21 protein-coding genes are annotated in these 24,425 nt (G+C 61.4%); 8 read left to right on the top strand and 13 right to left on the bottom strand.

All coding sequences use genetic code 11. The features are described 5' to 3' along the window. Positions 1-14: 14 nt before the first annotated feature. Positions 15-542 carry a hypothetical protein gene (locus BCA01S_RS14730; RefSeq protein WP_027777556.1) on the top strand — a complete coding sequence of 176 codons (528 nt, stop codon included), beginning with the start codon at positions 15-17 and terminating at the stop codon, positions 540-542. Between the two features lie 52 nt (positions 543-594). On the opposite strand, the gene BCA01S_RS14725 is transcribed toward BCA01S_RS14730, so the two are convergent. The 6 genes from BCA01S_RS14725 to BCA01S_RS14700 all read right to left on the bottom strand — a co-directional run bounded on the left by BCA01S_RS14725 (position 595) and on the right by BCA01S_RS14700 (position 5,405). Continuing rightward, positions 595-1,080, bottom strand: a complete 486-nt coding sequence (locus tag BCA01S_RS14725) for a hypothetical protein (protein ID WP_027777555.1) — start codon at positions 1,078-1,080, stop codon at positions 595-597. A gap of 22 nt (positions 1,081-1,102) precedes the next feature. Beyond that, a complete protein-coding gene (locus BCA01S_RS14720; protein WP_027777554.1) occupies positions 1,103-1,975 on the bottom strand; it encodes an H-NS family nucleoid-associated regulatory protein in 873 nt (290 codons plus the stop codon). Positions 1,976-2,228: 253 nt separating this feature from the next. After that, a complete protein-coding gene (locus BCA01S_RS14715) occupies positions 2,229-2,567 on the bottom strand; it encodes a hypothetical protein (protein WP_027777553.1) in 339 nt (112 codons plus the stop codon). A 221-nt stretch (positions 2,568-2,788) separates the two neighbouring features. Beyond that, positions 2,789-3,862 (bottom strand): DUF6765 family protein, encoded by a 1,074-nt coding sequence (locus BCA01S_RS14710; RefSeq protein WP_027777552.1) that lies wholly within the window; start codon positions 3,860-3,862, stop codon positions 2,789-2,791. Positions 3,863-4,088: 226 nt separating this feature from the next. Continuing rightward, complete coding sequence (locus BCA01S_RS14705; RefSeq protein ID WP_020068186.1) at positions 4,089-4,490, bottom strand: FKBP-type peptidyl-prolyl cis-trans isomerase; 402 nt, start codon at positions 4,488-4,490, stop codon at positions 4,089-4,091. 57 nt (positions 4,491-4,547) lie between these two features. After that, the gene (locus BCA01S_RS14700; protein ID WP_027777551.1) at positions 4,548-5,405 is read right to left on the bottom strand and encodes a carbon-nitrogen hydrolase family protein; all 858 of its coding nucleotides are present in this window, start codon (positions 5,403-5,405) and stop codon (positions 4,548-4,550) included. A gap of 170 nt (positions 5,406-5,575) precedes the next feature. Here BCA01S_RS14700 and BCA01S_RS14695 point away from each other — a divergent pair, with 170 nt between their 5' ends. From BCA01S_RS14695 to BCA01S_RS14675, 5 genes are all read left to right on the top strand, one after another. Then, positions 5,576-8,233, top strand: a complete 2,658-nt coding sequence (locus BCA01S_RS14695) for a ligase-associated DNA damage response DEXH box helicase (RefSeq protein WP_027777550.1) — start codon at positions 5,576-5,578, stop codon at positions 8,231-8,233. Beyond that, positions 8,230-8,892, top strand: a complete 663-nt coding sequence (gene pdeM, locus BCA01S_RS14690) for a ligase-associated DNA damage response endonuclease PdeM (protein WP_027777549.1) — start codon at positions 8,230-8,232, stop codon at positions 8,890-8,892. Before BCA01S_RS14695 ends, pdeM begins: the two co-directional genes overlap by 4 nt. Positions 8,893-9,226: 334 nt before the next feature. Then, the gene (locus tag BCA01S_RS14685; RefSeq protein ID WP_027777548.1) at positions 9,227-10,615 is read left to right on the top strand and encodes an FAD-binding oxidoreductase; all 1,389 of its coding nucleotides are present in this window, start codon (positions 9,227-9,229) and stop codon (positions 10,613-10,615) included. Between the two features lie 199 nt (positions 10,616-10,814). Further along, positions 10,815-11,405: a BPSL1445 family SYLF domain-containing lipoprotein gene (locus BCA01S_RS14680; RefSeq protein ID WP_027777547.1), complete on the top strand. Its 591-nt coding sequence runs from the start codon at positions 10,815-10,817 to the stop codon at positions 11,403-11,405. A 246-nt stretch (positions 11,406-11,651) separates the two neighbouring features. Further along, the gene (locus tag BCA01S_RS14675) at positions 11,652-13,139 is read left to right on the top strand and encodes a SulP family inorganic anion transporter (protein ID WP_027777546.1); all 1,488 of its coding nucleotides are present in this window, start codon (positions 11,652-11,654) and stop codon (positions 13,137-13,139) included. A 69-nt stretch (positions 13,140-13,208) separates the two neighbouring features. On the opposite strand, the gene BCA01S_RS14670 is transcribed toward BCA01S_RS14675, so the two are convergent. Continuing rightward, positions 13,209-13,748, bottom strand: coding sequence for a YbaK/EbsC family protein (locus BCA01S_RS14670; RefSeq protein ID WP_027777545.1), 540 nt, complete (start codon positions 13,746-13,748; stop codon positions 13,209-13,211). A gap of 210 nt (positions 13,749-13,958) precedes the next feature. Here BCA01S_RS14670 and BCA01S_RS14665 point away from each other — a divergent pair, with 210 nt between their 5' ends. Both BCA01S_RS14665 and BCA01S_RS14660 read left to right on the top strand, forming a co-directional pair. Further along, positions 13,959-15,284, top strand: a complete 1,326-nt coding sequence (locus BCA01S_RS14665) for a YihY/virulence factor BrkB family protein (RefSeq protein ID WP_027777544.1) — start codon at positions 13,959-13,961, stop codon at positions 15,282-15,284. 401 nt (positions 15,285-15,685) lie between these two features. After that, the gene (locus tag BCA01S_RS14660; RefSeq protein WP_027777543.1) at positions 15,686-16,876 is read left to right on the top strand and encodes a porin; all 1,191 of its coding nucleotides are present in this window, start codon (positions 15,686-15,688) and stop codon (positions 16,874-16,876) included. Positions 16,877-17,139: 263 nt separating this feature from the next. On the opposite strand, the gene BCA01S_RS14655 is transcribed toward BCA01S_RS14660, so the two are convergent. The 6 genes from BCA01S_RS14655 to pdxR all read right to left on the bottom strand — a co-directional run bounded on the left by BCA01S_RS14655 (position 17,140) and on the right by pdxR (position 24,416). After that, entirely contained in the window at positions 17,140-18,012 is an 873-nt protein-coding gene (locus tag BCA01S_RS14655) for a proteasome-type protease (protein ID WP_027777542.1), read from the bottom strand. Between the two features lie 291 nt (positions 18,013-18,303). Continuing rightward, positions 18,304-19,104, bottom strand: a complete 801-nt coding sequence (locus BCA01S_RS14650) for a transglutaminase family protein (protein WP_027777541.1) — start codon at positions 19,102-19,104, stop codon at positions 18,304-18,306. A 10-nt stretch (positions 19,105-19,114) separates the two neighbouring features. Continuing rightward, positions 19,115-20,065, bottom strand: coding sequence for an alpha-E domain-containing protein (locus BCA01S_RS14645; protein WP_027777540.1), 951 nt, complete (start codon positions 20,063-20,065; stop codon positions 19,115-19,117). A gap of 141 nt (positions 20,066-20,206) precedes the next feature. Then, complete coding sequence (locus tag BCA01S_RS14640) at positions 20,207-21,616, bottom strand: circularly permuted type 2 ATP-grasp protein (protein WP_027777539.1); 1,410 nt, start codon at positions 21,614-21,616, stop codon at positions 20,207-20,209. 409 nt (positions 21,617-22,025) lie between these two features. Then, the gene (locus BCA01S_RS14635; RefSeq protein ID WP_020068172.1) at positions 22,026-22,478 is read right to left on the bottom strand and encodes an HU family DNA-binding protein; all 453 of its coding nucleotides are present in this window, start codon (positions 22,476-22,478) and stop codon (positions 22,026-22,028) included. 450 nt (positions 22,479-22,928) lie between these two features. After that, on the bottom strand, positions 22,929-24,416 hold the full coding sequence (gene pdxR / locus BCA01S_RS14625; protein ID WP_027777538.1) for a MocR-like pyridoxine biosynthesis transcription factor PdxR: 1,488 nt from the start codon (positions 24,414-24,416) through the stop codon (positions 22,929-22,931). Between the last annotated feature and the right edge of the window lie 9 nt (positions 24,417-24,425).

Genomic DNA, 24,425 nt, shown 5'->3' with positions numbered 1-24,425 from the left:
GCGCGGCGCTATGTATGTGGGTGATACTGGCGTCAGCGTTGGCTTCAGTTTCGCCCGGTGCCCAAGGCGAGGAAGAGCGCATTAATCGCGGACACGATCCGTTCTTTCAGATATCTGAAGCGATTGACGGATGCCCAGTGCCGTTGGGACCGCTCGAAACCGAACAGGAATGGCTCGCAGACAGTCATTACCGCATTGAACGCGGCAACAGCTGCTGGATAGAAGGCCGCTGCCGTTTATCGAACGCCTATTTGTACGATGCTGAAATCGCCGAAGCCGTACAGCGGCGTCTCGCCAACATCAATACCGCCACGCATTGGCGCGAACAGTCGACGTTGTGGCTCACGTTGCAACGCCGGTTTATCTATGTGCAGGGTTGCGTTGCTGCAAGCTTTGACAAGCAGACATTCCTTTCCGAACTCGCGAAAACCGCGGACGTTGAACGCGTGATCGACGACACGACCACTAATCCCCATGCCGCAAGACTGCCGTATAAAACGCTTGCGGACCCGGACCGGCCTTTAATCGACCCGGGCCACTAGCGCGAAGAAAGGTGAGTCGCGCCGCGCGACATGGGCGCTGCGGCCGATTCGCCTACCGCACCAGCGCAAATGCTTCGCGGCTGGCGATCTCCACCGCGCCATACACGCCAACCACGGTGTAATCAGACGCGACACATTCGAACGTCGATTGCTGAAACGTAATGACGAAATGGCGCCTCGTGGGTTCGGGCAACGAAACTGTAGAAAGCTCTTCGACAAGAGACGAATTGATGACTTCGTGGACCGAGAAAGCAGCGAGACCTTGCGACGCAAGCGGGTGGATCTGCATTTCGTGCTCGCCCGGCGGCCCAAGTCGATGAAACGTGGTGTCGGGAAACAGCACCGCGCAGAATGGGTCGTCGTCCGGATCGAATGGACCGAACCGCTCGAAGTCGGACTCCGCAATGGGATAAGCGAGAATCACACGCCGGTCGCTCGCGACAAGGAACGGTTCGGCAGCGTCGTCTGCGGGATGAGGAACTGAGTCCAGCAGAAGAACCTGGTCCTCCTGCTGGGATGATTCGAGCGCGTTGGTCATGTACTTCGTTATTCCAGTACGCTTACGCGCCGGCTTGCACAGTGGAAGCGACCGGTGCGGACGTGCTTACTGTTGCCGTTTCCGCTTTTGCCGTCCTCTTGCGGCCTGGCGCCTTGCTAGCGACTTTCGTTGCAGCTTTCGTTGCGGCCTTTGTTGCAGCCTTTTTCGCGGTTGTCTTTCGCGCAGTAACTTTCTTCGCGGCTGACTTTTTTACTGCGGCTGTTTTGGCCGTTACCGATTGCGCTCCCGCCTTCGCCTTTTTCGCCACGACTTTTTTCGCGGCGGCCTTCTTACTGACAACGCCGCTCGTGGCTGCCGACTTCGCCTTGCCTGCCGTTTTCTGGCTCGCAGCGCCAGACGCCGGTGCTGCACTGCTATCTATCAGGAACCTGGTGCGATCTTTAACCGATGCGAGCCATGCGGGCGCAGGGCCGCGTCCGCTCCACGTCGCACCAGTGGTTGGATGACGATACTTGGGCGGTTGCGCGCCTTTGGGCTGACCTTTGCCTTTCGCGCCACTAGCGGCAAGCTTCGTGAATCCGTTCGATTCGCTTGCGCCGTCGATCAGAAACACGCTCCGGTCTTTTGCACTGACGATCCAACCCGGCGCGCGACCGTGTCCGGTCCAGGTCGCGCCTGTTTTATGATCGCGATACTTGGGTACTTTCTGGCCGGCAACTGCAATCTTTGCATTGCCGCTTGCAGTATTTCCATTAAGACGATTGGCTTCTCGCCGCGCTTTTGCTTTGGCTTCGATATCTGCGGTGGTCAGGCCGTGCTTGAGCATCAGGTCGCGGATCTGGTCGATTGCGACTTGTGCTTTCCTTGCAATCAGGATGTCAGCTTGCGCCTGGAGCTTCTTAAGCTTTGCCTGGATCTGCTCTAACGTGGGCATTGAATTGCTCCTTATGTGGTAATCGATCGAACTATGCCATGAATAGCGTCAGAAAGGCATAGTCGAGTGGCCGTAAAAACCCCAGTTTATTTCAGCTATGCGTGCCGGAGTACGAAACTTTTCTTCGATGCACTCGATAGACGCCTTTTTCGAGCCTTCGTTCTTTGCCCTCGATGTTTTTTTGGTCTCACTATCGGCTTACTTCTTTCTGCTATTCGCCTTCTCTTTATCTTTCCAATTGTTGCAGGACAGATCAGGTCGGCGTAAACACAGCAACCTGGCGGTCGGCAATGTACCTGACGCCGCGCAAGAAACGGTACTGCTGGTCGTCGGCAGTGATCCTGTTGAGGCCGATTCTCGTCAACGCCAGGATCTCGTCCGCCTGCTGGGCAGGTATGACGCCTTCGTCCCGCAGGTTCTCGAAAACGCCGGACGGATCGCCGACATAAACGCTGCGTACCTGCGTACCTATCCGCATCAGGACCACGCTTTCCCCCTCGTCGAGCGCGAGTTCCAGGTAGCCGGCCAGTGTTCGCAACGACTCGGGCGTGCAAGTCTGCGACTGATATATCGCAGCATTCGATGGCGTCATGTCGGTACCCCGTCACCTATATAAAGAAAGAGCCGCCACTATGCGTCGCGGCAATACTCGCTTCTACTATAGGCAAGCATTCGAATATTCAAAGGCTTCCAGTTCGTTTTTTAACGCCGCTTTGGCCGGTAACCATGCGTTACTGGTCTTGCGATGCCCTTTCTGCGCGTGTCCAGCGGGCAGATTAGCCTCGCAAACCCGAGCTTTGAAAAGGACGCACGTCAGGCAATCCGCAGGCCATAGGCGGGCAGGATCTCCTGGGTCGTCAAGAAACGGTGCTGTTTGACGGCGTCGTGAAAGAGCCGGTAATCGCTCTTTTCGAATGCCTCGGTCCAGACCGGTTTGTCGCCGGAGTCGTCTTCAGAGCGAAGTCCGGTGGCTTTGTATTTCCATGAGCCGACGCCTTTGGGGACGTAATCCGGAATGGGCTCTTTCAAGCCGGGAATACCGCCGTTCCCGACTACCTCGCAGACAGCGCGCAAGCGCTCGTTGTCGTCCATGATCCGGTTGGTATCGAGCAATTCCGTCACGGCCTCTTTGACGTTTTCCGGCAGCCCCGCTTCGTTTTCGAAGTCTTCTCGCCCGGCCACGTACGCGCGCACCGCGCGGCACGCCATATCCGCGGCCGCGACGAATTCGGGCAGATTATGTCTCTGTATCAGCGTGTTCCGGCCGTCGATGTAGTGCCACTTTGCCCACGGCTGATCCGGATAGTGCAAGGCAGCACCGTGTCCGACGGGCAGTGCGAGCGTAAGGACATCTTCCTCGACGTGCTGGATCAGGTGCTGCATCGCGAGCGTGAGGTTGGCCAGCCAGCCATGACGCGTGCAATCCTGCGCCACGAGTGAATGAACCCGGTTCCCCGGACTTTCGATACCGGCAAATCCCTGATGCGCCCATGTATCGACATACGTATGAAGCGTGACCCCGAGACGATGCAAGCCCATCTCCGCGCCGCGCTGACGGATCGCACGCCGTACGACCTCGCGCGCGACTGCGCTGTCCGCACGGCACACGGCTTTTTCCTCCAGCGTTGCGCCCACTCCTGCCGGCAGAAAATGGAACGGCGCCCATACGAGCCGGTTCTGGTCGTTCTCGGTATTGGCGTAGTCGAACGTCTTATGGGCGGTGGCGAAGCGCTCGAATGTTTCTCCGCCCTGAAAACGGAGGATGCCCGGCGTGGTCGCGTCGTCGACATACTGGCAGGCATGGGCGACAGTCAGCGCCTCGCTGGGCGTCATCCCGCCAACTCGGGCAACGATATAGACCACGCCGTAGTGAAAGTCGATGTTCATGGCATACGCTCCTACTGCACGATGAATGACAGCAACAGCATTGGTAAACGAGCGAGCGGACGGTGAGTTAAAAGCATGCCGCTGCTTGCCGGTGTTCTTTCTTATTGTTTGATGATGTGTTCCTGTCCGCGTGCGCCGACTGGCATTGTCCCAATGCCATGCCCATAAAAAAACCCCGCTGCGTTATCCGTAGCGGGGCCCGTTTTTCAGCGCATTCTGCGCCGCCTTATTTCACTATGTCGACCAGCTCGACTTCGAACGTCAAGTCGCTGTTCGGCGGAATAACGCCCACGCCGCGGCTACCGTAAGCGGTAGCGGCTGGGCAGGTCAATTTGGCCTTGCCGCCCACTTTCATGGTCTGGACGCCCTGCGTCCAGCAAGGAATGACACGGTTGAGCGGGAATGTCGCGGCGCCGCCGTGCTTTGCGGAAGCGTCGAATTCAGTGCCGTTGGCAAGCGTGCCACGATAGTTGACCTTGACGACATCGGTGGCCGCGGGCTGCGCGCCGGTACCCTGCACGAGGTGCTCGACGATCACGCCTGAAGGCAGCTTCTCCGTAGCCGGAGCGGCGGCCATTGCGGTGGACGAAAGTACAGTGGCAGCGAGCAGAGCAACGATAGATTTCAAAACGAATCTCCAGATGGGTAGTACAGATCATTCTAGCGCAACGACTGCTGCGTGCCGTCAATCTATCCGCCTTATTGCATGGTCGCGCGCCGGCGCGTCGACATGCGCGACGAAGTCCGCAAGTGCCGTTTCGCGTTGCCGGACATCGGCAAGAACCGCGGGGTCGAGCAAAGCACTAATCACTTCTTCCCGCTCGCGACCGGCTTCTGCAATCACGTCGCCATACGGAGTCCAGATCGCGCTCGCGCCGCACGTATCCCAGCCGCCGGTGGTACCGACATGGTTGGACAACAGAACATACATTGTGTTGTCGAAGGCGCGGGCAGGGAACCAGACACGTAACTGGCGATAGCCGGACTTGACGCTGAACAATCCACTCACCAGATAGGCATGCGCACCGTTCACAGCCGCATGACGTGCGTGTTCGGGAAAGCCCGAGTCGTAGCACACGCCGAGCGCGAGCCGCCATCCGTCGAGTTCCAGCATGCAGCCTCGCATGCCTGCACGGTAGATTTCCGCTTCGCTTTTATACAGATACTGCTTGTGGTAAGGCTCGACGTCTTCGCCGCGACGATCGAACACGAGCGATGAGATGTGTAGTCCATCGGCGTCGCGCGTGGCCGCGCCGACAATCGCGGCAATGGCATGCCGGTGGCACGCTTCACGAATCGGGTCGAGCCGCGAATCCGATTGACCGAACGCGTATTCCGACGGATTGCCCGCAATCAGGCCGGGTTCATATCCGCTCAGGAATTTCTCGGGAAAAACCACCAGTCTTGCGCCGCGATCGGCGGCACGACCGGTCAATTCGACCGTCTTCGCTATGTTCGCCGTCACGTCCCCGCAAACCGGTTGCGCCTGCGCAGCGGCAATTTGCAATGGCGCCGAAGGTAACGACGCGAGCTTGTTATTCACCGTAGACTCCGTTATCAAAGCACACGTGAAGCCACGGCATTTAATCACGGACGGTCACAAAGTGGGAGTGCGAGGATATGGTGAACCAGCACGGTACATGCATGGTCCACACAGAAGCTGCATTGCGAACGATCGCCGCGATGCGAACCCGATGCCAATGAGCGCTTTCGATGAGTGAACCGGCCGATCCCGACAACCGCGAAGTTCCACCGCCCACGGCTATGCCGGAGCGGCGTCGCGCGCCCCGGCCGCGACGCATTCCGCGCAGCCGCGAGCAGCAGGCGCGGCTCGACGCGCGTGAGCCGGCATTCGAGCCGCTGCCATTCGCCATCGACGAAGATGCGGCGCGCCGCCCTTTCGCCGACAAGCTTCACGCGTGGTTCGAGGCGCGCGGCTGGCAGCCTTTCGACTTTCAGCGCAAAGTCTGGCGCGAAATGGAACGAGGCGCGAGTGGGTTGCTGCACGCAACCACTGGGGCAGGTAAGACGTGGGCCGTATGGTTCGGCGCGCTCGCCGCCCTTGCTTCGAGCGCGTCGTCCGCACCCACTGTCACCCGGAAACGAGCGGCAGCGACTCAGCCCGAGCCACTCACGGTTCTCTGGATCACGCCAATGCGCGCACTCGCGGCCGACACCGCGCGTGCACTGCAAAGCTCGGCAACCGAACTGGCTGTGCCATGGACAGTGGGTCTGCGAACCGGCGACACATCCTCCGCAGAACGCGCGCGGCAGAACCGGCGCATGCCGTCCGCGCTGATCACCACACCCGAGAGCCTGTCGCTCATTCTCACGCGCGCCGACGCACGCGAAGTACTGTCGCACTTAAAGTTCGTGATCGTCGACGAATGGCATGAGTTGCTAGGCAACAAGCGTGGCACGCAGACGCAACTCGCGCTTGCGCGGCTCGCGCACTGGAGACCGGAACTGCAGGTTTGGGGTTTGTCGGCGACACTCGGCAACCTTCCGTTCGCAGCCGAAGTACTTCTCGCGCCTGTCGGAACGCCGCGCGTGAGCGTGCACGGCAAGCTGCCTAAAGCATTGATCGTCGATACGGTTATTCCGGAGACCATCGAACGATTTCCGTGGGGCGGTCATATGGGCATGCGGCAGGTCGAGGCGGTCGCCAATGCCATTGGCGAAGCGCATACGTCGCTTGTATTTACGAACACCCGCTCGCAATGCGAGGTCTGGTATCAGGCACTGCTCGAAGCGCGGCCCGAATGGGCGGGTGCAATTGCATTGCATCACGGGTCGCTCGATCAGGAAGTCCGCGAGTGGGTCGAGCGCGGCTTGAAGAGTGGCTTATTGAAAGTAGTTGTATGTACATCGAGCCTGGATCTGGGCGTCGACTTTCTGCCGGTGGAGCGTGTATTCCAGATCGGCTCGCCCAAAGGCGTCGCGCGTTTGATGCAGCGTGCCGGCCGCTCCGGCCACGCGCCGGGGCGGCCGTCGCGCGTGACGATCGTGCCCACGCACGCGCTGGAACTCGTCGAAGCGGCCGCGGCGCGGGAAGCGGTTGAAAAGCGGCAAATAGAGGGCCGCGAAACGCCGGAAAAGCCGTTCGACGTCCTGGTTCAACACCTGGTGACCGTGGCGATCGGTGGCGGTTTCGACGCGCGCGAACTGTACGACGAAATTTGCACCGCGTATGCGTACCGGCATCTCACGCAAAATGAGTTCAATTGGGCACTAGGCTTCGTCGAGGGCGGCGGCACCGCGTTGCGCGCGTATCCCGACTATCATCGCGTGGTGCGCGAAAGCGACGGCTTATACCGCGTGCCACGCGAGGACCTCGTGCGGCGGCATCGCAACAACGTCGGCACTATCGTCGCAAACGGCACGCTGAATGTCGCTTATCTGGCGGGCGGACGCATAGGCGCAATAGAAGAGTCGTTTGTTTCGCGACTTAAGCCGGGCGACATCTTTACCTTCGGCGGACGGGCGCTGGAATTGATCCGAGTGCAGGACATGACCGCATGGGTCAAGCGCGCGGCCTCGGGACGCGGTGCAATGCCGCAATGGGCGGGTAGCCGCATGCCGCTTTCTTCTGAACTCGCCGAGGCGACATTGACCATGCTCGCGCGCGCCGCGGGCGGCATCTATGACGAACCTGAAATGCGCGCGGTTCGACCGCTGCTCGAATTGCAGCAGAGGTGGTCGGCGTTGCCGGAGCCCGGCGTGCTGGTCGCAGAAGTACTGAAATCGCGCGAAGGGCACCACTTTTTCTGTTATCCATTTGCAGGGCGCACGGCGCATATCGGTCTCGGCGCATTGCTCGCATGGAGAGTGGCGCGAGAGAAACCGGGCACGTTCTCCATTTCAATGAACGACTACGGTTTCGAGCTGTTGTCCGCGCAACCATTCGATTGGGCTGCCGAACTCGAGAGCGGTTTGCTGTCCCCTGAAGAACTCGACCACGACATACTCGCGAGCCTCAATTCGTCGGAACTCTCCAAACGGCGTTTCCGCGAAATTGCGCGGGTCTCGGGACTGGTATTCCAGGGACATCCCGGCCAGCAGAAAAGCGCGCGGCAATTGCAGGCTTCCAGCGGCCTGTTTTACGATATCTTCCGCAACCACGACAGCGGCAATTTACTACTCAATCAGGCAGACGCCGAAGTGCTATTGCAAGAACTCGACGCCAAACGCATTCGCTCAGCGCTCGAACGGATGAACGAAAGCCGCCTCGTTCTCACGCGCCCAAAAAAACCAACGCCGTTCGCCTTCCCGCTCATTGTCGGACGCTTACGCGAAAAAGTCAGTACGGAGAAGCTCGCGGATCGCGTCGAGCGAATGCTCGCGGAACTGGAAAAGGCGGCTCGCACATGAAGCCTGCTTCGTTGCAGGTCGAAATCGCCGGACACGCGCTCGTGCTGTCGAGCTTGCGCGCCGCGTTCGATCCCGCGCTGCGCTGCCTTTTCGTTGCGGACGCGCACTTCGGCAAGGACGCGGTATTCCGCGCGCGCGGCGTTCCCGTGCCAGTCGGCTCGACTGCTGACAACCTGATGCGCCTCGACATTCTGATTGCCGAATTCGAACCGAGCACGCTCGTATTTCTCGGCGATCTGCTGCATGCGCGCGAGGCACACGCCGACGAAATGCTCAATGCGTTGCACGTCTGGCGCGCCCGGCATGCGGCTTTGCGGGTCGTGCTGGTTGAAGGTAATCACGATCGGCATGCGGGCGCCTTGCCCGCCACGCTCAATGTCGACTATGTGCAGGAGCCGTGGCGAACAGGACCGTGGGCGTTGTGTCATCACCCCCAGAACGTCGACGGTGCGTATGCACTCGCCGGCCATTTGCATCCCGTCTATCGAATCGCAACACGCAACGACTCGGTTCGCGTGCCGTGCTTTCGTTTCGGCCCGCGACACGGCGTATTGCCCGCATTTGGCAGCTTTACCGGCGGTGCACGCGAAGACGGCCGATCCAGTGGCGAGAGGGTCTTTCTCGTCGTTCATGAGAAGGTGATCGAGGTGCCTCGCTGATCGCGCGGGCCGCACACGGTTGCGTCGTTTTGTCATATGTGTCGTAGCGCAACGCTCGCACAGCTGGCGATCCAACACTTTCAGACACGACCTTTTCCGCAAGCACATGCACCATTGGCCACGCGAGCGCCGCTGTAGTGCCGCCTCGCGTCCGTGCACGCCCGCGCTGCGTGCTTCCGCACGAGCGTCGAGCCGTACGCGGGTTTACGTGCGTTTGACTATATAAGACAGCCCCGTTTACTGAACGCTGAACCAAGCTGTCAAGATTCTTGCGATCTACCTGGTCAGTCAACGGTGCTCGACGAGCGCCCTCACCAAACCTTGGAGACAAACCATGGCTCATGTGTCGAACAGCGCTATCGAGGAACTGAAAACCGCTGTACGCGGGCAACTGATGCTGCCCGACGATGCCGGTTTTGACGAAGCACGCAGCATCTGGAATGCAATGATCGACCGCCGCCCTGCGATGATCCTTCGCTGCGCCGGTGTCGCCGACGTGCGGCGCGGCGTAGCCTTCGCGCGCGACAACGGTCTGCCGCTTGCGATTCGCGGCGGAGGTCACAACATTGCCGGCAGCGCCGTATGCGACGACGGTCTTGTGCTGGATTTCTCGCTGATGAAATCGGTGCGAATCGATCCCTTCGCGAAACGCGCGTACGTCGAACCGGGCGCGACGCTCGCTGACTTCGACCATGAAGCGCAGGCCTTCGGACTCGCAACTCCGCTGGGCATCAATTCGACCACGGGCGTCGCAGGCTTGACGCTTGGTGGCGGTTTCGGCTGGCTTAGCCGCAGATACGGCATGACAGTGGACAACCTGATTTCAGCCGACGTCGTCACCGCCGATGGTGAATTGCTTCACGCCAGCGCCGATTCGAATGAAGACCTGTTCTGGGCGATTCGCGGCGGCGGCGGCAACTTCGGCGTCGTTACGTCGTTTGTGTTCGCGCTGCACCCGGTAGGACCGATGGTGTTCGGCGGACTCGTCGTATTACCGCTCGATCAGGCGAGGGACGCGCTCGTCAAATATCGCGCAGCAGCGTCGGACATGCCAGACGAACTCAGTGTGTGGGCCGTTCTGCGCCTCGCGCCGCCGCTGCCGTTCTTGCCCTCCGACGTACACGGCAAGCCTGTCATCATCTTCGCGATGTGCTACACGGGGCCGACCGCGAACGGCCCTTCGGCCGTCGCGCCAGTGAAGACCTTCGGCACGCCGGTCGGCGAACATCTCGGCGAAATGCCCTACACGATGTGGCAAAAGGCGTTCGACCCGTTGCTCGCGCCTGGATCGCGCAACTACTGGAAGTCCCACAACCTTGCCAGCATCGACGATGGCCTGATCGAGGCACTGCTCCAGTCGATCCAGAATCTGCCGTCTCCGCAGTGTGAAATTTTCTTTGGGCAGATTGGCGGACAAACGCAACGCGTACCGGTGAACGCGACGGCGTATTCGAGTCGCGACACTCAATACGCGATGAACGTGCATGGTCGCTGGGAAGATCCCGCCGACGACGACCGTTGCATAGCCTGGGCGCGCGCATTCTTCGACGCATCGGCGCCGTTCTCGCTCGGCAGCGTCTATGTCAACTTCATGACGCAAGAAGAAGCGGGCCGCGTCGCCGACGCGTACGGTCCGAATTACGAACGCCTTGTCGCCGTGAAAAGCCGTTACGACCCGCACAATCTATTCAGTCACAACCAGAACATTCGCCCGGCCGTGTAGCGGCGGAACGTGAAATTCGACATAACCGCGTGCGCGAAACCCGCGCCGCGCGGGCCTCCATGTCGCCTTTGCGCGGGCGGCATGTGCAGGCACGGGAAATGCTGCATCATCATGGACACCGGTCTAGCGGCCGGCGTCATGGCATTACCGTTTCATCGACAAAGAAAAACCACCTCGATAACGTAAAAGGACAAATAACATGCGCAGACGACAATTCATCACGACGGCCGGCGCGGCATTCGCTACCGCGGGTCTCGGCCTCGCCGGTTGCACCACCACGTCCTCGTCTTCGAACGGGTCGGCGTCCGCCAACGCCAGCAAGCGCGATACGATCAACGCGGGTGTCGATTCAACGCTTTCGCGTCTGTATGCGAATGTCGGCGGTTCGCGTGAACTCGTGGCGAAAGCGCGCGGGGTGCTGGTGTTTCCGTCGGTGATCTCCGCGGGCTTCTGGGTCGGCGGCCAATATGGCGAAGGCGCGTTGCGCGTCGGTGGCCATACGAGCGGCTACTACAGCACGGTGGCCGGCTCGTTCGGCTTGCAGATCGGCGCACAGTCGAAAGCGCTCGTCTTCCTCTTCATGACGCAGGAAGCACTCGACAAATTCCTCAACAGCCAGGGCTGGGCAGCCGGTGCAGACGCAACCGTTGCCGTGCTGAAGGTCGGCGCGAATGGCGCGATCGATACGTCGACCGCGACGAGCCCGGTTGAAGCATTCGTCCTGACGAACGGCGGCCTGATGGCCGGCGTATCGCTCGAAGGCACGAAGGTCTCGCGCCTGATCATCTGATCGACATGAGAAGCCACGCGGCCGCATTGCGGACCGCGTGGCGACGGTCTTGCGCTTTTCCACGCGAACCAGCGCGATCCACCGCGAACGCTGAAACCGTCACCGGTCAAAACCGCTGGCCTGCTGTAAAATCCACCCCTTTCGCAAACGCCCGGCCCACGAAACAGCTCAGGCCAGGACGCTCATATTGCCAGGCATCCGCATCTGCAGATGCAACGTTCGCCGCGGCAAACCACCTTGCTCAAGATGAATACCGCTAGCCCTACTCACGGTTGGCCCGCAAGGCTTTCCGGAATCCGCGCCAATGTGCTCGCGGGTCTCACGTCATCGTTCGCGCTCGTTCCCGAATGCATCGCGTTCGCGCTCGTCGCGCACCTCAATCCGCTCATGGGCCTGTATGGCGCGTTCTTCATCTGCACGATCACTGCGCTCTTCGGCGGTCGCCCGGGAATGATTTCGGGCGCGGCCGGGTCGATGGCGGTTGTTATCGTGGCGCTGGTCGTTCAACACGGCGCGCAGTATCTGCTCGCTACCGTCATACTCAGCGGCGTTCTGATGATGCTGTTCGGCGCATTCCGGCTCGGCAAACTGATCCGCATGGTCCCGCATCCGGTCATGCTCGGCTTCGTCAACGGACTCGCAATCGTGATTGCCACCGCGCAGCTCGCGCATTTCCGGCAGAGCACGCCGCAAGGCGAAGCATGGCTGCACGGCAGCGCGCTAGCGATGATGTGCGGCCTCGTCGCGCTCACCATGCTGATCGTTTATGTACTGCCGCGCGTCACGCGGGCAGCGCCGCCCGCGCTGGTAGCGATCGTCGGCGTGGGCGTTTTTGCGCAACTGCTGCACCTGCCCACACGCACGCTCGGCGATATGGCGCACATCGCGGGCGGGCTGCCGGGTTTCAATCTCCCGGACGTCCCGCTGAATCTCGAGACGCTGCAAGTCGTGCTGCCGTATGCGGTGCTGATCGCGATTGTCGGTCTGCTGGAAACGCTGCTGACATTCAACCTGACCGATGAGATCACCGAGACCCGTGGCCAGCCGAACCGCGAGTGTCTCGCGCTGGGCGCGGCGAATATCGCCTCGGGTCTGTTCGGCGGCATGGGCGGTTGCGCGATGATCGGCCAGACGATGATCAATCTGAATTCGGGAGGACGTTCACGCCTTTCAGGCATTGTCAGCGGCGCGATGATCCTGATGTACATCCTGTTCCTGTCGCCGCTCATCGAACGCATTCCTCTTGCGGCGCTGGTCGGCGTGATGTTCGTAGTCGCGCAGCAGACTTTCGCGTGGGGTTCGCTGCGCGTGCTCGGCAAAGTGCCGCGCAACGACGCACTCGTGATCATCGCGGTCACGCTCATCACCGTGTTTTCCGATCTGGCGATCGCCGTGTTGTGCGGCATCGTGATCGCGGCGCTGAACTTCGCGTGGCAGCACGCGCGCGAAATTCACGCGCATGTCGAAGACCGCGCCGACAATAGAACCTATGTGCCGCGCGGCACGCTGTTCTTCGCTTCCACCGCGCGTTTTCACGAGTTGTTCGATCCGCAGCAAGATCCGGCGGATGTCACGATCGACTGCAGTCATTTGCTGCTCGCAGATCATTCCGCGCTTGCGGCGCTGCAAGGTCTTTACGAGCGTTATCGCAAAGCCGGCAAACAGCTTCGCGTGAAGAACCTTTCCGAGCATAACCGGCGCTTGCTGAGCCGCGCGGGTGTGGGGTTCGCCTGAAGGTTGGGCTCAGGGGGCTCATTCCTCGCGCTCATGCGGCGTGCTCCTGAATGGGCACGCTGACGAAATTCACTCCGCGGGCAACGTCAGGTCGGCCACCTCACAACGCGGCCACTGGCGCAACACGTCGGGCGCCAGCAGAAGCTTCGCCGCGCGGATGCCCGCTCCCATGACGATCTGCGCGCGCTCCATCACGGCGGCATCGACGAGAATGCGCCAGTCCGCCGGCAATCCGAAAGTCGTAATGCCGCCGAACTCCATTGCGCTCAGTTCGACCGCCACCTCGCGCTTGGCAAACGACAGCCGCTGCGCGCCGAGCGCCGCCTTCACCGCGCCATTGACGTCGAGCCGCAACGCCCCAAGCGAAACGAGCGCCGCATAATGCTCGCCGCCGTCTTTTTTATAGCGCACAACGATCGTATTCGCGCAGTCTTCAAGACCAAAACCGTAGCGCGCGCTGAAGGCGGCGGTGTCCGAAGCGTCGTCAGTCACGGAGAAAACGGTTACGCCTTTCGGCGGCAACTGCGCGAGAACATGCGCGGGCAAATGCGCGGCGAGTTCTTCTGCGGGGATCACGTCCAACTGCGTTAAGGCTTCGTGCGAATGCATGGCAGTCTATAAAAGTAGATGAGGTAACCCATCGCATTCTAGCGTCTAGCGGCAGTGCGCATTGGCGCGTGGCCGAGCGGCTCGCAGACTAACGCGCTTGCTATAGTCACAGGCACAAGGTTTGCGAAAGACTGCCATACGAGGCTGCGCCGCCCTGGCCGAGTGGGTCGCGCGTGCCGGCCGGCGCCCGTACCCATCGAGACTTCGACCATGGACATCGACACGCTTTCCGCCGAGAACCTTCAGCACGCGGCTCGCCAGCAAGCGAACTGGGCAATCGGAGCGCTCAAGCAGTTCTCCGAAGACCGCTGCACGGCGATGGCAGCGAGCATTGCGTTCTACGCCGCGTTTTCCCTCGCGCCGACCCTCGTCATGGTGATCGCAGTGGCGGGCTGGTTCTTCGGCGCCGAGGCGGCGCGCGGTGAACTGTTCGACCACATTCACGGGCTGCTCGGCGACCAGGCCGCGGCGGGCGTGCAGACCATCGTCGAGAACGCGCACCACAGCGGCAGCGCGGGCGGCATCGCGGCCATCATCTCGTTCTCGATGCTGGCAATCGGCGCGTCTGCCACTTTCTCGTCGCTAAACAGCGCTCTTAACGTCGTGTGGCCGAACACCGGTCCACGCACATCGAGCGTGATCGCATTGGTGCGCGTGCGGCTGATCTCGTTCGGCCTGGTGCTCGGCGTCGCCTTTCTGCTGATCGTCTCCCTCGTGCTCGATACGGTGATCACGTTCATCGGCAAATGGCTGTGGGGCGACTCGCCGTATGTCGTGATCGGCAATCTGCTGCAACTCGGCGTGGGTTTGCTGGTGCTCGCGTTTGCGTTCGCCGGCCTGCTCAAATTCCTGCCGGACGCGAAGGTACGTTGGCGCGATGCGCTGGTCGGCGGGGTCGTCGCGGCGGTGCTGTTTTCGGCCGGCAAGAAGCTGTTCGCGCTGTATCTCGCGCACGCCGGCATGGCAAGCTCGTTCGGCGCGGCGGGATCGCTCGCCGTGCTGCTGATGTGGCTGTACTTCTCGGCCGCCGTGCTGCTGCTCGGCGCTGAGTTTTCGGCCGCGCGAGGCCGCCTCAACGACCCGCGCGGCGGCTGGGGCATGCAAGCCGACTCGCCGCCGGGCAGCCGCGCGAAACTCGCATCGGTATTGGCGGCGTCGACGGTGCCGGCAAACGCGGCCTTGCACGCCGGCGCCGACGCGTCCGGCAGCGACGCGCCGACGGCTTCGCTCGGCAGCGCCCACGCGGAAACGGAAGCCGCCACGCAGACGGCTTCCGACTCCCGCCGCTTGCAACTACGCAAAAAGGCGTCCGCGCGTGCGACCGCGCTGAACGTCGGACGCTCAGTAATCTCGGCGGAAGCTCAAGCGACCCATCTCGCCGCAGTCACGTTGCTCGGGGCGAGCCGCAAAGCGGTCGAGGCAAATCGCTACGTGCGCAAGCACCCGTGGAAATCGGTCGCCCTCGCCGCGGCTGCGGGCCTCGCAGCGGCCACCATCGCGCGTCACAACCGGGACGACGACATCGCGCCAGAGTAGCGCAACGGCTGTTGCGACCGTCTTTGCCCCGCAATGGTGCGTATTGATCACAATCGCGCCACCGTGTCTAGTCCGCTTTTTGGCGTAGTCGCGCCGCTGGCGCATGTGCCCGCTCCAAAACCCGTAGCCTCGATTTAGACGACTTCCTTACATTTTACTTACATATAATTACCTAAACGGCCGGTTCCGATACGGTCTCAGTCAATGAAACAACAATAATGCGAATACGACGAATCAATATTGCGAAAAAAGAAACAATCTCAAAGCCGCTTTAAATACAAGGCTTTGCGACGATTGTCGGTTTTTGGCGACACTCTTTTTTTTCCAGTTCTTACCGATTGACGCCCTGAGCTATTCTCCTTTCCGCAACAAGTAAACTAATCATCTGCGTGGAGAATTGGATGAAACGAATCGCACTGTCGACTCTCTCGCTGGCTCTGCTCGGCGCTGCAGGCGCAGCACATGCACAAAGCAGCGTGACCCTGTATGGCTTGATCGATGAATCGATCCAGTATGTTGGCCAAGCCGACCGCAACAACAACCATCTGTTCCAGACGTTTGCCGGCAACATTCAAGGTAACCGCTTCGGCTTAAAGGGCACGGAAGACCTAGGCGGTGGCCTGAAGGCAATCTTCCAGTTGGAAAACGGCTTTGACGTGAACAACGGCAAGCTGGGCCAAGGTGGTCTCATGTTCGGCCGTCAGGCATACGTCGGTGTGACGCAGGACGCCTACGGTACCTTGACGTTGGGTCGCCAGTACGACCCGCTGGTCGACATGGTCCAGCCGCTGACGGCTGACAACTTCTTCGGCAGCACGTTCACGACGCCGGGCGACGTTGACAACAACGACAACAGCTCGCGCACGAACAGCGCGATCAAGTACGTCTCGCCGGTGTGGGGCGGCTTCCAGGTCGAAGGCATGTACGCTCTCGGCGGTGTCGCTGGCGCAACGGGCGCAGGGCAATCGTGGGGGGGCGCAGCAACGTGGAGCGGCGGTCCGTTCAGCGTTGCTGCTGGCTACTTCCGTATGGAAAACGGCAATACGCTGGCAAGCCGTGGCATCACCCCGGCAACGCCCACAGGCCCGGGCACCTGGAGTTCAGGCGCGACCTCGGGCGCCACGTTCGACTCGCAGATCAACAGCGGTTACCAGTCTGCCAAGCAGATCGACATCACGTCGGCAGCGGGACAATTTGTCACGGGTCCGTTCACGTTCAACGTGCGTTATAGCTTCGCGCAGTACAAGCCGGACGCATTCTCGTCCTTCACGACGCAGGAGAAGTTCCAGGTTGCTGGCGCTTACGCTGGCTGGCAGCTCACGCCGGCTATGCTGGTCGGTCTGGGCTACACCTACACGCACGGTTCTGGCGATTTGTCGGCAAGCTACAATCAGGTTTCGCTGGGCGCCGACTACAATCTGTCGAAGCGTACCGACCTGTATCTGCTCGGCGCATACCAGCACGCAACCGGCACGCAGCGTGTCAACGCAACGACTACGCAAACAGCAGGCGCGTCGATCGGTTCGTACGGCAATAATGCACTTGCGAACCACCAGGAAATCGTCAGCCTGGGTATCCGTCACAAGTTCTAATAGAACAGCATGGCCTACGGCTCGAGACATCGAGCCGTATTCTGAAGCCAGCCAGAGGCGCAAGCCGAAGGCTGGCTTTTTTCATTGGGCGACGGAAACGGCGTGGGCGTCCAGCAGGGAAGCGTTCGGGACACGGAGCGGCTCGAAGCCGTCGCACCGCAGCAGCATCCGGCCAGCCGCGCGTTCGGCTTATCCGCTTGTGCCAAGATCTGCGCCACGTCGATTGCGGCGCGCAGCCATGAGCAAACACGAAACGTCGACGGCTACCTGCGCTGCGCCTTGCCCTTCTCCGCCTGCGCCAGAGTCTGCGCGGGCTTTGCGTCGAGATCGTGTTCCACGCCGTCCGCACCCACCGGCGCGCGATGCATCACAAGCGCGCGCTCGCGCTGCAGCATCGGCACATTGGGCGATTCGTGCCAGTCGGGATCGGGGATCTCGCCGAACACCTGACGCAACCGCTCGCCCCACGTGCGATGAATCATCTCGAAGTAGGCGTTGTCGTGATCGATGGACACGAAACGCGTGACCCGCAGCGAATCTTTCTCATAGACCAGCAGATCGAGCGGCAGCCCGACCGAGAGGTTCGAGCGCAACGTCGAGTCCATTGAGATGAGCGCGCACTTCGCGGCTTCGTCGAGCGGCGTGGACGGCGTGAGGACCCGGTCGATAATCGGCTTGCCGTATTTCGCCTCGCCGATCTGGAAATACGGGTTGACCGCCGAGGCCTCGATGAAGTTGCCCGCCGCATAGATCATGAACAGTCGCGGCCGGTTGTTGGCAATCTGCCCGCCGAGAATAAAGCTGCAATTGAAGTCGACGCCGAATTCCTGCAGCGCTTCCGCCTCCCGCTGATGCACGCAACGCACCGCGCGGCCGATCACGCGCGCCGCGTCAGCCATGGTGGGCGCGCTCCAGAGCGTGGGCTGCGACGGGTCGCTCGGCTCCGACAGTTCGTGCAACACCGCCTGCGTCAGCGACAGATTGCCCGCGCCGAGCAGCACAAGCATGCGTTCGCCCGGCTGCTCGAACACGGACATCTTGCGGGCGGTGCTGATGTGGTCGACGCCCGCATTGGTCCGCGTGTCCGAAAGGAACACGAGGCCCTCGTCGACGGACATCGCTACACAGTAAGTCATAAGAGAGGATACCCGCGAAAAACGACTGAACGGCGCTATTGTAATGCGGCGCAGATGCGCCTCTTCACCGTATTACGGCCTCGGCCGGTTTGTTCTTGATAGTGGCGAACACCGCCACGTCCGGACAGCCGCAGCGGGCGCCACGCGGAACGTCAAGCGGGAAAGAGCGCGCGCTCGACAGGCGCCCGCACAAAACAGACTCGCGCGCCCGGCAGTCGCGGACCTAACGCTAACGCGGCCGAATGCAGCCTACACTGCCACCTTCCGCGCGCTGCCGTGCCCTGCCGCAATCTACTGCGACATCTGCGCGCTGACCGTGACGGAAACTTCCAACTCCTCTTCCCTGCCGCCGATCCGCCGGCCGCGCACCGGCGCCGCGGCCTCGTAGTCGCGCGCGACCGCCAGCCTGCAGTAGATTTCGCTGGCAAAGGCCGCATGCGTGACGTCAATCGAGACCCAGCCCGTGCCGTCTACCCACACGTCCACCCATGCATGGCTCGCCGCATGCGGCACGTCGCCGGGTTCGATATAGCCGCTCACGTAGCGCGCCGGAACCCCGCGCGCGCGGCAGCATGCGAGCATCAGATGCGCATGATCCTGACAGACGCCATTGCCGAGCGCGAGCGCCTGCGCCGCCGTGCTGGTGACCTCGGTGATGCCGGGGTGGTACTTCACGCGCTCCACGATCCGTTCCGACAGCGCGATCAGATTCGCCGAACTGGTGAGGCTCGGGACCGAGCCCGCCAGTTCGCGGATCGCCGCGTCCGCTTCGGTCAGACGCGTCGCGCACGTGAAGTGCTCGAGCGGAATCGGGCCGACGTCGTCGGGAAGCCGGCCGTCGATCAGCGCAATCGTCTCGACCTCGCCCGACACCTGCAGCCGGATCTCGCTATGCGACTTGTTGATGACGAGCGTATGCAGCACGTTGCCATAGGCGTCGAAGGCCGGGTCGAGCTTGCCCGGCGTGTCGATGCTCCAGCGCCGCACCATCTGGGAAGCGCCGTTGGCCGGAGTCAGGCGCAATTGCTGGATTGAATAATGGACAGTCGCTTCGTAACGATAGGACGTGTCGTGGCGGATCGTCAGGTACATAAGCACTCCGTCAGGCGACTGGCAGCATGAGATAAGTACGCGCGACGAGATTGCCCAGCTCGAACACGCGAGCGAGGAACTGGGTCAGGTAGGCGTGCAGGCCGGCTTCGAAAATCTGCCGGATGTCGGAGTACAGCAGTTCGGCGCGCAGCTTGCCGGCAAAACGCTCGCACTGGTTCGAGCCGGACGTTCGCAGCATCGCCAGATTCGCGCAGACGCCTTCGAGCGAAGCCAGCAGCGAACGCGGCATCTGCTGGTTCAGGATCATCAGTTCGACCACACGCGCTGGCGTGACGACATCGCGATACACCTTGCGGTAAATTTCCAGCGCAGACACAGAGCTCAGGATCGAAGTCCAGTAATAGAAGTCTTCGAGCTGACGCGCGGCGTCGCGCGAATTCGGTTCGACGTCGGCAAAGCGCACGTCGAGAATGCGCGCGGTGTTGTCGGCTCGCTCGAGGAAAGTACCTAGCTGCGTGAAGAAAAACGCGTCGTCCTGCAGCGCCGTGCCGATCGTCACGCCACGCGAAAGATGCGAACGGAACTTCACCCATTCGAACAACGCGCCCGGATTCCCAGCCGCCTGGCCAGACGAAATGCGCTCGTTGAATTCGAGCCACGTATCGTTGATGGTCTCCCACCATTCGGTCGTCAACGTACCGCGCACAGCACGCGCGTTTTCGCGCGCCGCCTGCAGGCACGAGTGAATACTCGAAGGGTTGTTCGCGTCCGCCACCATGAAGTCGAGCACGTGTTCGCGCGTCGGCTCGTCGTAGCGTTGTGCGAACGCTGTTTCGAGTTCGGAAATGCGCAGCACCGAACGTTGTGCGCGCGCCTCCTGCTCGGGCGTCTGCGGCAACAAAAGCGCTTTCAGGTTGATATCGAGCATGCGGGCGGTGTTCTCCGCGCGCTCCATGTAGCGGGCCATCCAGAAAAGGTGATCGGCGGTGCGGCTTAACATGACGGCGTTCCGTATCTAATGACGCGAAGCTCGATGAAGTGAAAGCTCGCGCTGGTTATCCGTATGCGCCGGCGGCTTCTTGATAAACGCCCCGGCGCGCTGGGTTGCGGGCGCGGTGGTTGCAACCGCGCGGCAACTGCGTCAGTCGACCATCCACGTGTCCTTGGTCCCGCCTCCCTGCGACGAATTGACGACGAGCGAGCCTTCCTGCAACGCGACGCGAGTCAGTCCGCCCGCGACCATCGTGACGGTCTTGCCTGACAGCACGAACGGACGCAGATCGATGTGGCGCGGCGCGATGCCGGCTTCGACGAACGTGGGGCAAGCGGACAGCGCCAGCGTGGGCTGAGCGATATAGCCCGCCGGCCGCGCGATCAGACGCTCGCGGAACGCTTCGATCTCTGCTTTCGTGGAAGCGGGCCCGACAAGCATCCCGTAGCCGCCCGCGCCATGCACCTCTTTCACGACCAGTTCCGGCAGATGCGCAAGCGTGTAAGCCAGATCGTCGGGCTTGCGGCACTGGAACGTGGGAACGTTGTTGAGAATCGGCTTCTCGCCCAGATAGAACTCGATCATTTCCGGCACGTACGGATAGATCGATTTGTCGTCGGCGATGCCGGTGCCCATTGCGTTCGCGAGTGCGACCCGTCCCGCGCGATACGCAGTCAGGAGGCCCGGCACGCCCAGCGCCGAATCGTTACGGAACGCGAGCGGGTCGAGAAAATCGTCGTCCACGCGGCGATAGATCACGTCCACACGCTTGGGTCCCTGCGTGGTGCGCATGAACACATAGTTGTCGTCGACGAAAAGATCTTTGCCTTCCACCAGCTCGACACCCATCTGCTGCGCGAGGAACGTGTGCTCGAAATACGCGGAGTTGTACATGCCCGGCGTGAGTACCACCACGACCGGATCGTCGACGCCTTCGGGCGCTACCGAGCGCAGCGTATCGAGCAGCAGATCGGGATAATGCGCGACCGGCGCAATGCGGTTCTGTACGAAAAGCTCGGGGAAAAGCCGCATCATCATCTTGCGATTTTCAAGCATGTACGACACACCCGACGGCACCCGCAGATTATCTTCGAGCACGTAGAACTCGCCCTCGTCGCCAGCGCGCACCACGTCGACACCCGCGATATGCGCGTAAACACCGAGCGGCACATTCACACCCTGCATTTCCGGCCGATATTGCGCGTTGGTGTAAACCTGTTCAGCGGGCACGATGCCCGCCCGCACGATCTTGCGATCGTGGTACACGTCGTGGATGAACAGATTGAGCGCCCTAACCCGCTGACGTAGCCCCGCTTCGAGCGTCTTCCATTCGTCGCGCGGAATGATGCGTGGAATCAGGTCGAAGGGAATGAGCCGCTCGGTTCCCGACAGGTCGCCGTTCACCGCAAACGTAATACCGACCCGGCGAAACAGCAGGTCCGCTTCGGCACGCTTGCGTGCGATCGCTTCGTTTCCCTGCTTCGAGAGCCACCGTTCGAAGCGCGCGTAGTGTGGCCGCACGGCATCGTCATGATGACGCATCTCGTCATAGCATCGCATGTCACGCCCCGCTCTTGTTGTCGGATAGAAGGCGAATGCGCTGCGCATTCGGTGTTCGATATTCGTTCAAGCAAGCGCTATGCCATTCGGCTTTTAGCGCATGAAACCGCAGACGTGCACACGAACAGCGCATAGCGGGGCGAAGGGCCTCGCTGTCATCGTACTGCGGCAGCACACGATGCGCTAGTACAGTGCACGGACACATTGCGGATGCACCGCATCGCGCTTTTGGGACCTGCGGCGCGAAAAACGAGCGCAAGAACGAGCGCAAACATGGGCGCAAAAAAATCCCCGTGAATTTTCATTCACGGGGATTCATACGACTTGCAGTGCGGAATTGCAGTGCGTGAGCCGCGGAAGTCAACCAACGCGAACGTGGTCAACCGCCTGGGCGACGCGCGATGCGCAATTAGCCTGCTGCAGCGTCCTTCAGCTTCTTCAGCGGGCGTGCCTTGATGCGCACGCTAGCCGGCTTGGCCGGGAACCAGCGCTCTTCACCCGAGAACGGGTCTTTGCCGAAGCGCTTTTTCTTGGCCGGCACAGCTTGCACGACGATCTTCAGAAGACCCGACAGCGTGAATTCGCCAGCGCCCTTCTTGTGAACAGCGCCGAGGATCGTGTCTTCGAGCGCTGCCAGAACGGCCTTCGCAGCCTTCGGTTCCACAGCGGCGCGTTCAGCAACGTGTGCAGCCAGCGAGGCCTTCGTGAAGGTGTCCTTGATCGGCGACGGTGCGCTGGACGCCTTCACGGCGACCTTCTTAGCTGCGGGAGCTTTCTTCGCAGGGACTTTCTTTGCAGCAACCTTCTTGGTCGGTACCGGGGCAGCAGCCTTCTTGGCCACCTTTTTTGCGGAAGTCGGCATGTTTCTCCTACCTGTTGTGGTCAGTGAATTGCACGAAGCGCATACGGTATGTGCACGCTTCAACGCCGGATTCTACAAGCGCTGATGCGATTTGCGCGACTCTTTTATGTATAACAGCGCAGGTTTGTTGCGCGGCGCAGACTGCGCGACACATTTTGATCCTTGTTTCAGGGGCTAAACTGCTTCGGCGGCTCCTTCAACACGGACACGTAACGTGCGTTACAAGCGGTTTCAGTGCATGTATAGCGGCACATTCTGCATGGCGCGATGGATCGAGACGTGCCATCGCCCGGTCATTTTTGGCGCTGCGGGCATCGCGTGTCGACGTTCGCTGGACGGCATTGGCCTTGTCTTCGATTCGCGAAGCGACCGGTAACCGGCGCTTCGGGTAACTCCGCATTGGCCGCGCCACGCGAGTTCTTGCAACGCCATCGCGTCACCTCGGGCGTCTCAGCTCCCAGGCGACGAAGCGAGGCGCGCAAGGATGCCCGCAAGTTTCCCGAGCGACGTATCGATATGTGGCTCGGCGATGTTGCCGTAGCCGAAAATCAGACCGGCCTGCGGTTTAGCGCGCCGATAGAACGGCGCGAGTCCATACAGACCGATCGACGCGTCCCGCGCCGCCGTCACCACGGCCTGCTCAGTCAGCGGTGATCGCAGGCTCGCCGCTATATGAATGCCGGCCGTCGGCACGATCGGCTCGAACCAGGGCGAAAGCCCGCCTTGCAGATGTTCGAGCAGTCGTGCGCGCCGCGCCGCGTACGTCTTGTGCATGCGCCGCAAGTGCTTGGCGAAGTCGCCGTTGAGCATGAACGACGCCAGCGCGGTTTGCGTGAGCGTGCAGCCGTGCCAATCCGCAATCTGACGCGCCTTGTAAAGCGGCCCGTAAAGCGAAGCCGGCGGCACCACGTACCCGACCCGCAACTCCGGAAAGATAGTTTTCGAAAACGTGCCCACGTATGCAACCAGGCCGGCGCGGTCGAGGCTTTTCAACGGCTCCATCGGCCGGCCTTCGAAACGGTACTCGCAGTCGTAATCGTCTTCGATGATTACCGCGCCGCGTTTCTGCGCCCATTCGAGCAGCTCGACGCGACGCTCGAGACTCATCGGCATACCCAGCGGAAACTGATGCGACGGCGTCACGTACACAAGCCGAGCATTGTCCGGCAGCTTGCCGACGATCAAACCTTCACGGTCGACGGGCACATGCGCCACGCGCGCACCGGTTGCCTCGAAACAAGCATGCGCCGGCGGATAACCGGGATCTTCGATGGCGGCGACTTCGCCGGGTCCGAGCGTCACGCGCGCGAGCAGGTCGAGCGCGTGCTGCGCGCCTTGCGTGACGATCACCTCTTCCCAGTTGCTCGACACCGCCCGATTGAACGCGAGATAGCGTGCGATCGCCAGACGCAACTCCTGTTCACCGGCTGCGTCGCGATACGTTCCCTGTCCGCGCGCTTGCGCACGCAACGCGTGATTCACACAGCGGCGCCAGACGTCGAATGGAAACAGCGTCTTGTCGGTGGCGCCGCCTATGAAATCGTACGGCGACGCCACCGATGGCCGCGGCACCGGCAAGCTGTCGGGCATCTGCTCCCACAGTGGTTGTGCGCGCGCCGCGTCCCTCCTGCCCTTCGCACGTTCGCGCGCCGAGTCCGCCACGCGCGCATGCGGCGAGCGCTCCACCGGCAAGCGCTCGAGACCGTCGGCGACGAACGTCCCCGAACCGGCTCGCGCGGTGAGATAGCCTTCCGAGAGAAGCCGCTCGAACACGTCGAGCGTTGTCTTGCGCGACACGCCCAACTGCGTCGCGAGATCGCGCGTCGACGGCAGCCGCGTACCGCCGGCAAGACGCCCTTCGAGTATGCCGGCTCGCAACTGGCGATAAATCTGTCCGGACAGATCGTGATGCCCTTCTACGGCGATGTGGATTTCCATTTGACTGGC

The organism is Paraburkholderia caledonica NBRC 102488 (assembly GCF_000685095.1).
In the GTDB taxonomy this organism is placed as follows: Bacteria; Pseudomonadota; Gammaproteobacteria; order Burkholderiales; family Burkholderiaceae; genus Paraburkholderia; species Paraburkholderia caledonica.
Note: the sequence above shows the minus strand (reverse complement) of the source record. Positions and strands in the feature narration are given on the sequence as shown.

What these genes read in the sequence shown, in the direction of transcription:
- BCA01S_RS14725 (WP_027777555.1), bottom strand. Translation starts at nt 1,080, where the DNA reads ATGACCAACGCGCTCGAATCATCCCAGCAGGAGGACCAGGTTCTTCTG.
- pdeM (WP_027777549.1), top strand. Translation starts at nt 8,230, where the DNA reads ATGAAGCCTGCTTCGTTGCAGGTCGAAATCGCCGGACACGCGCTCGTG.
- BCA01S_RS14695 (WP_027777550.1), top strand. Translation starts at nt 5,576, where the DNA reads ATGAGTGAACCGGCCGATCCCGACAACCGCGAAGTTCCACCGCCCACG.
- BCA01S_RS14660 (WP_027777543.1), top strand. Translation starts at nt 15,686, where the DNA reads ATGAAACGAATCGCACTGTCGACTCTCTCGCTGGCTCTGCTCGGCGCT.
- BCA01S_RS14640 (WP_027777539.1), bottom strand. Translation starts at nt 21,616, where the DNA reads ATGCGATGCTATGACGAGATGCGTCATCATGACGATGCCGTGCGGCCA.
- BCA01S_RS14675 (WP_027777546.1), top strand. Translation starts at nt 11,652, where the DNA reads ATGAATACCGCTAGCCCTACTCACGGTTGGCCCGCAAGGCTTTCCGGA.
- BCA01S_RS14645 (WP_027777540.1), bottom strand. Translation starts at nt 20,065, where the DNA reads ATGTTAAGCCGCACCGCCGATCACCTTTTCTGGATGGCCCGCTACATG.
- BCA01S_RS14730 (WP_027777556.1), top strand. Translation starts at nt 15, where the DNA reads ATGTGGGTGATACTGGCGTCAGCGTTGGCTTCAGTTTCGCCCGGTGCC.
- BCA01S_RS14650 (WP_027777541.1), bottom strand. Translation starts at nt 19,104, where the DNA reads ATGTACCTGACGATCCGCCACGACACGTCCTATCGTTACGAAGCGACT.
- pdxR (WP_027777538.1), bottom strand. Translation starts at nt 24,416, where the DNA reads ATGGAAATCCACATCGCCGTAGAAGGGCATCACGATCTGTCCGGACAG.
- BCA01S_RS14635 (WP_020068172.1), bottom strand. Translation starts at nt 22,478, where the DNA reads ATGCCGACTTCCGCAAAAAAGGTGGCCAAGAAGGCTGCTGCCCCGGTA.
- BCA01S_RS14715 (WP_027777553.1), bottom strand. Translation starts at nt 2,567, where the DNA reads ATGACGCCATCGAATGCTGCGATATATCAGTCGCAGACTTGCACGCCC.
- BCA01S_RS14655 (WP_027777542.1), bottom strand. Translation starts at nt 18,012, where the DNA reads ATGACTTACTGTGTAGCGATGTCCGTCGACGAGGGCCTCGTGTTCCTT.
- BCA01S_RS14665 (WP_027777544.1), top strand. Translation starts at nt 13,959, where the DNA reads ATGGACATCGACACGCTTTCCGCCGAGAACCTTCAGCACGCGGCTCGC.
- BCA01S_RS14680 (WP_027777547.1), top strand. Translation starts at nt 10,815, where the DNA reads ATGCGCAGACGACAATTCATCACGACGGCCGGCGCGGCATTCGCTACC.
- BCA01S_RS14710 (WP_027777552.1), bottom strand. Translation starts at nt 3,862, where the DNA reads ATGAACATCGACTTTCACTACGGCGTGGTCTATATCGTTGCCCGAGTT.
- BCA01S_RS14670 (WP_027777545.1), bottom strand. Translation starts at nt 13,748, where the DNA reads ATGCATTCGCACGAAGCCTTAACGCAGTTGGACGTGATCCCCGCAGAA.
- BCA01S_RS14685 (WP_027777548.1), top strand. Translation starts at nt 9,227, where the DNA reads ATGGCTCATGTGTCGAACAGCGCTATCGAGGAACTGAAAACCGCTGTA.
- BCA01S_RS14720 (WP_027777554.1), bottom strand. Translation starts at nt 1,975, where the DNA reads ATGCCCACGTTAGAGCAGATCCAGGCAAAGCTTAAGAAGCTCCAGGCG.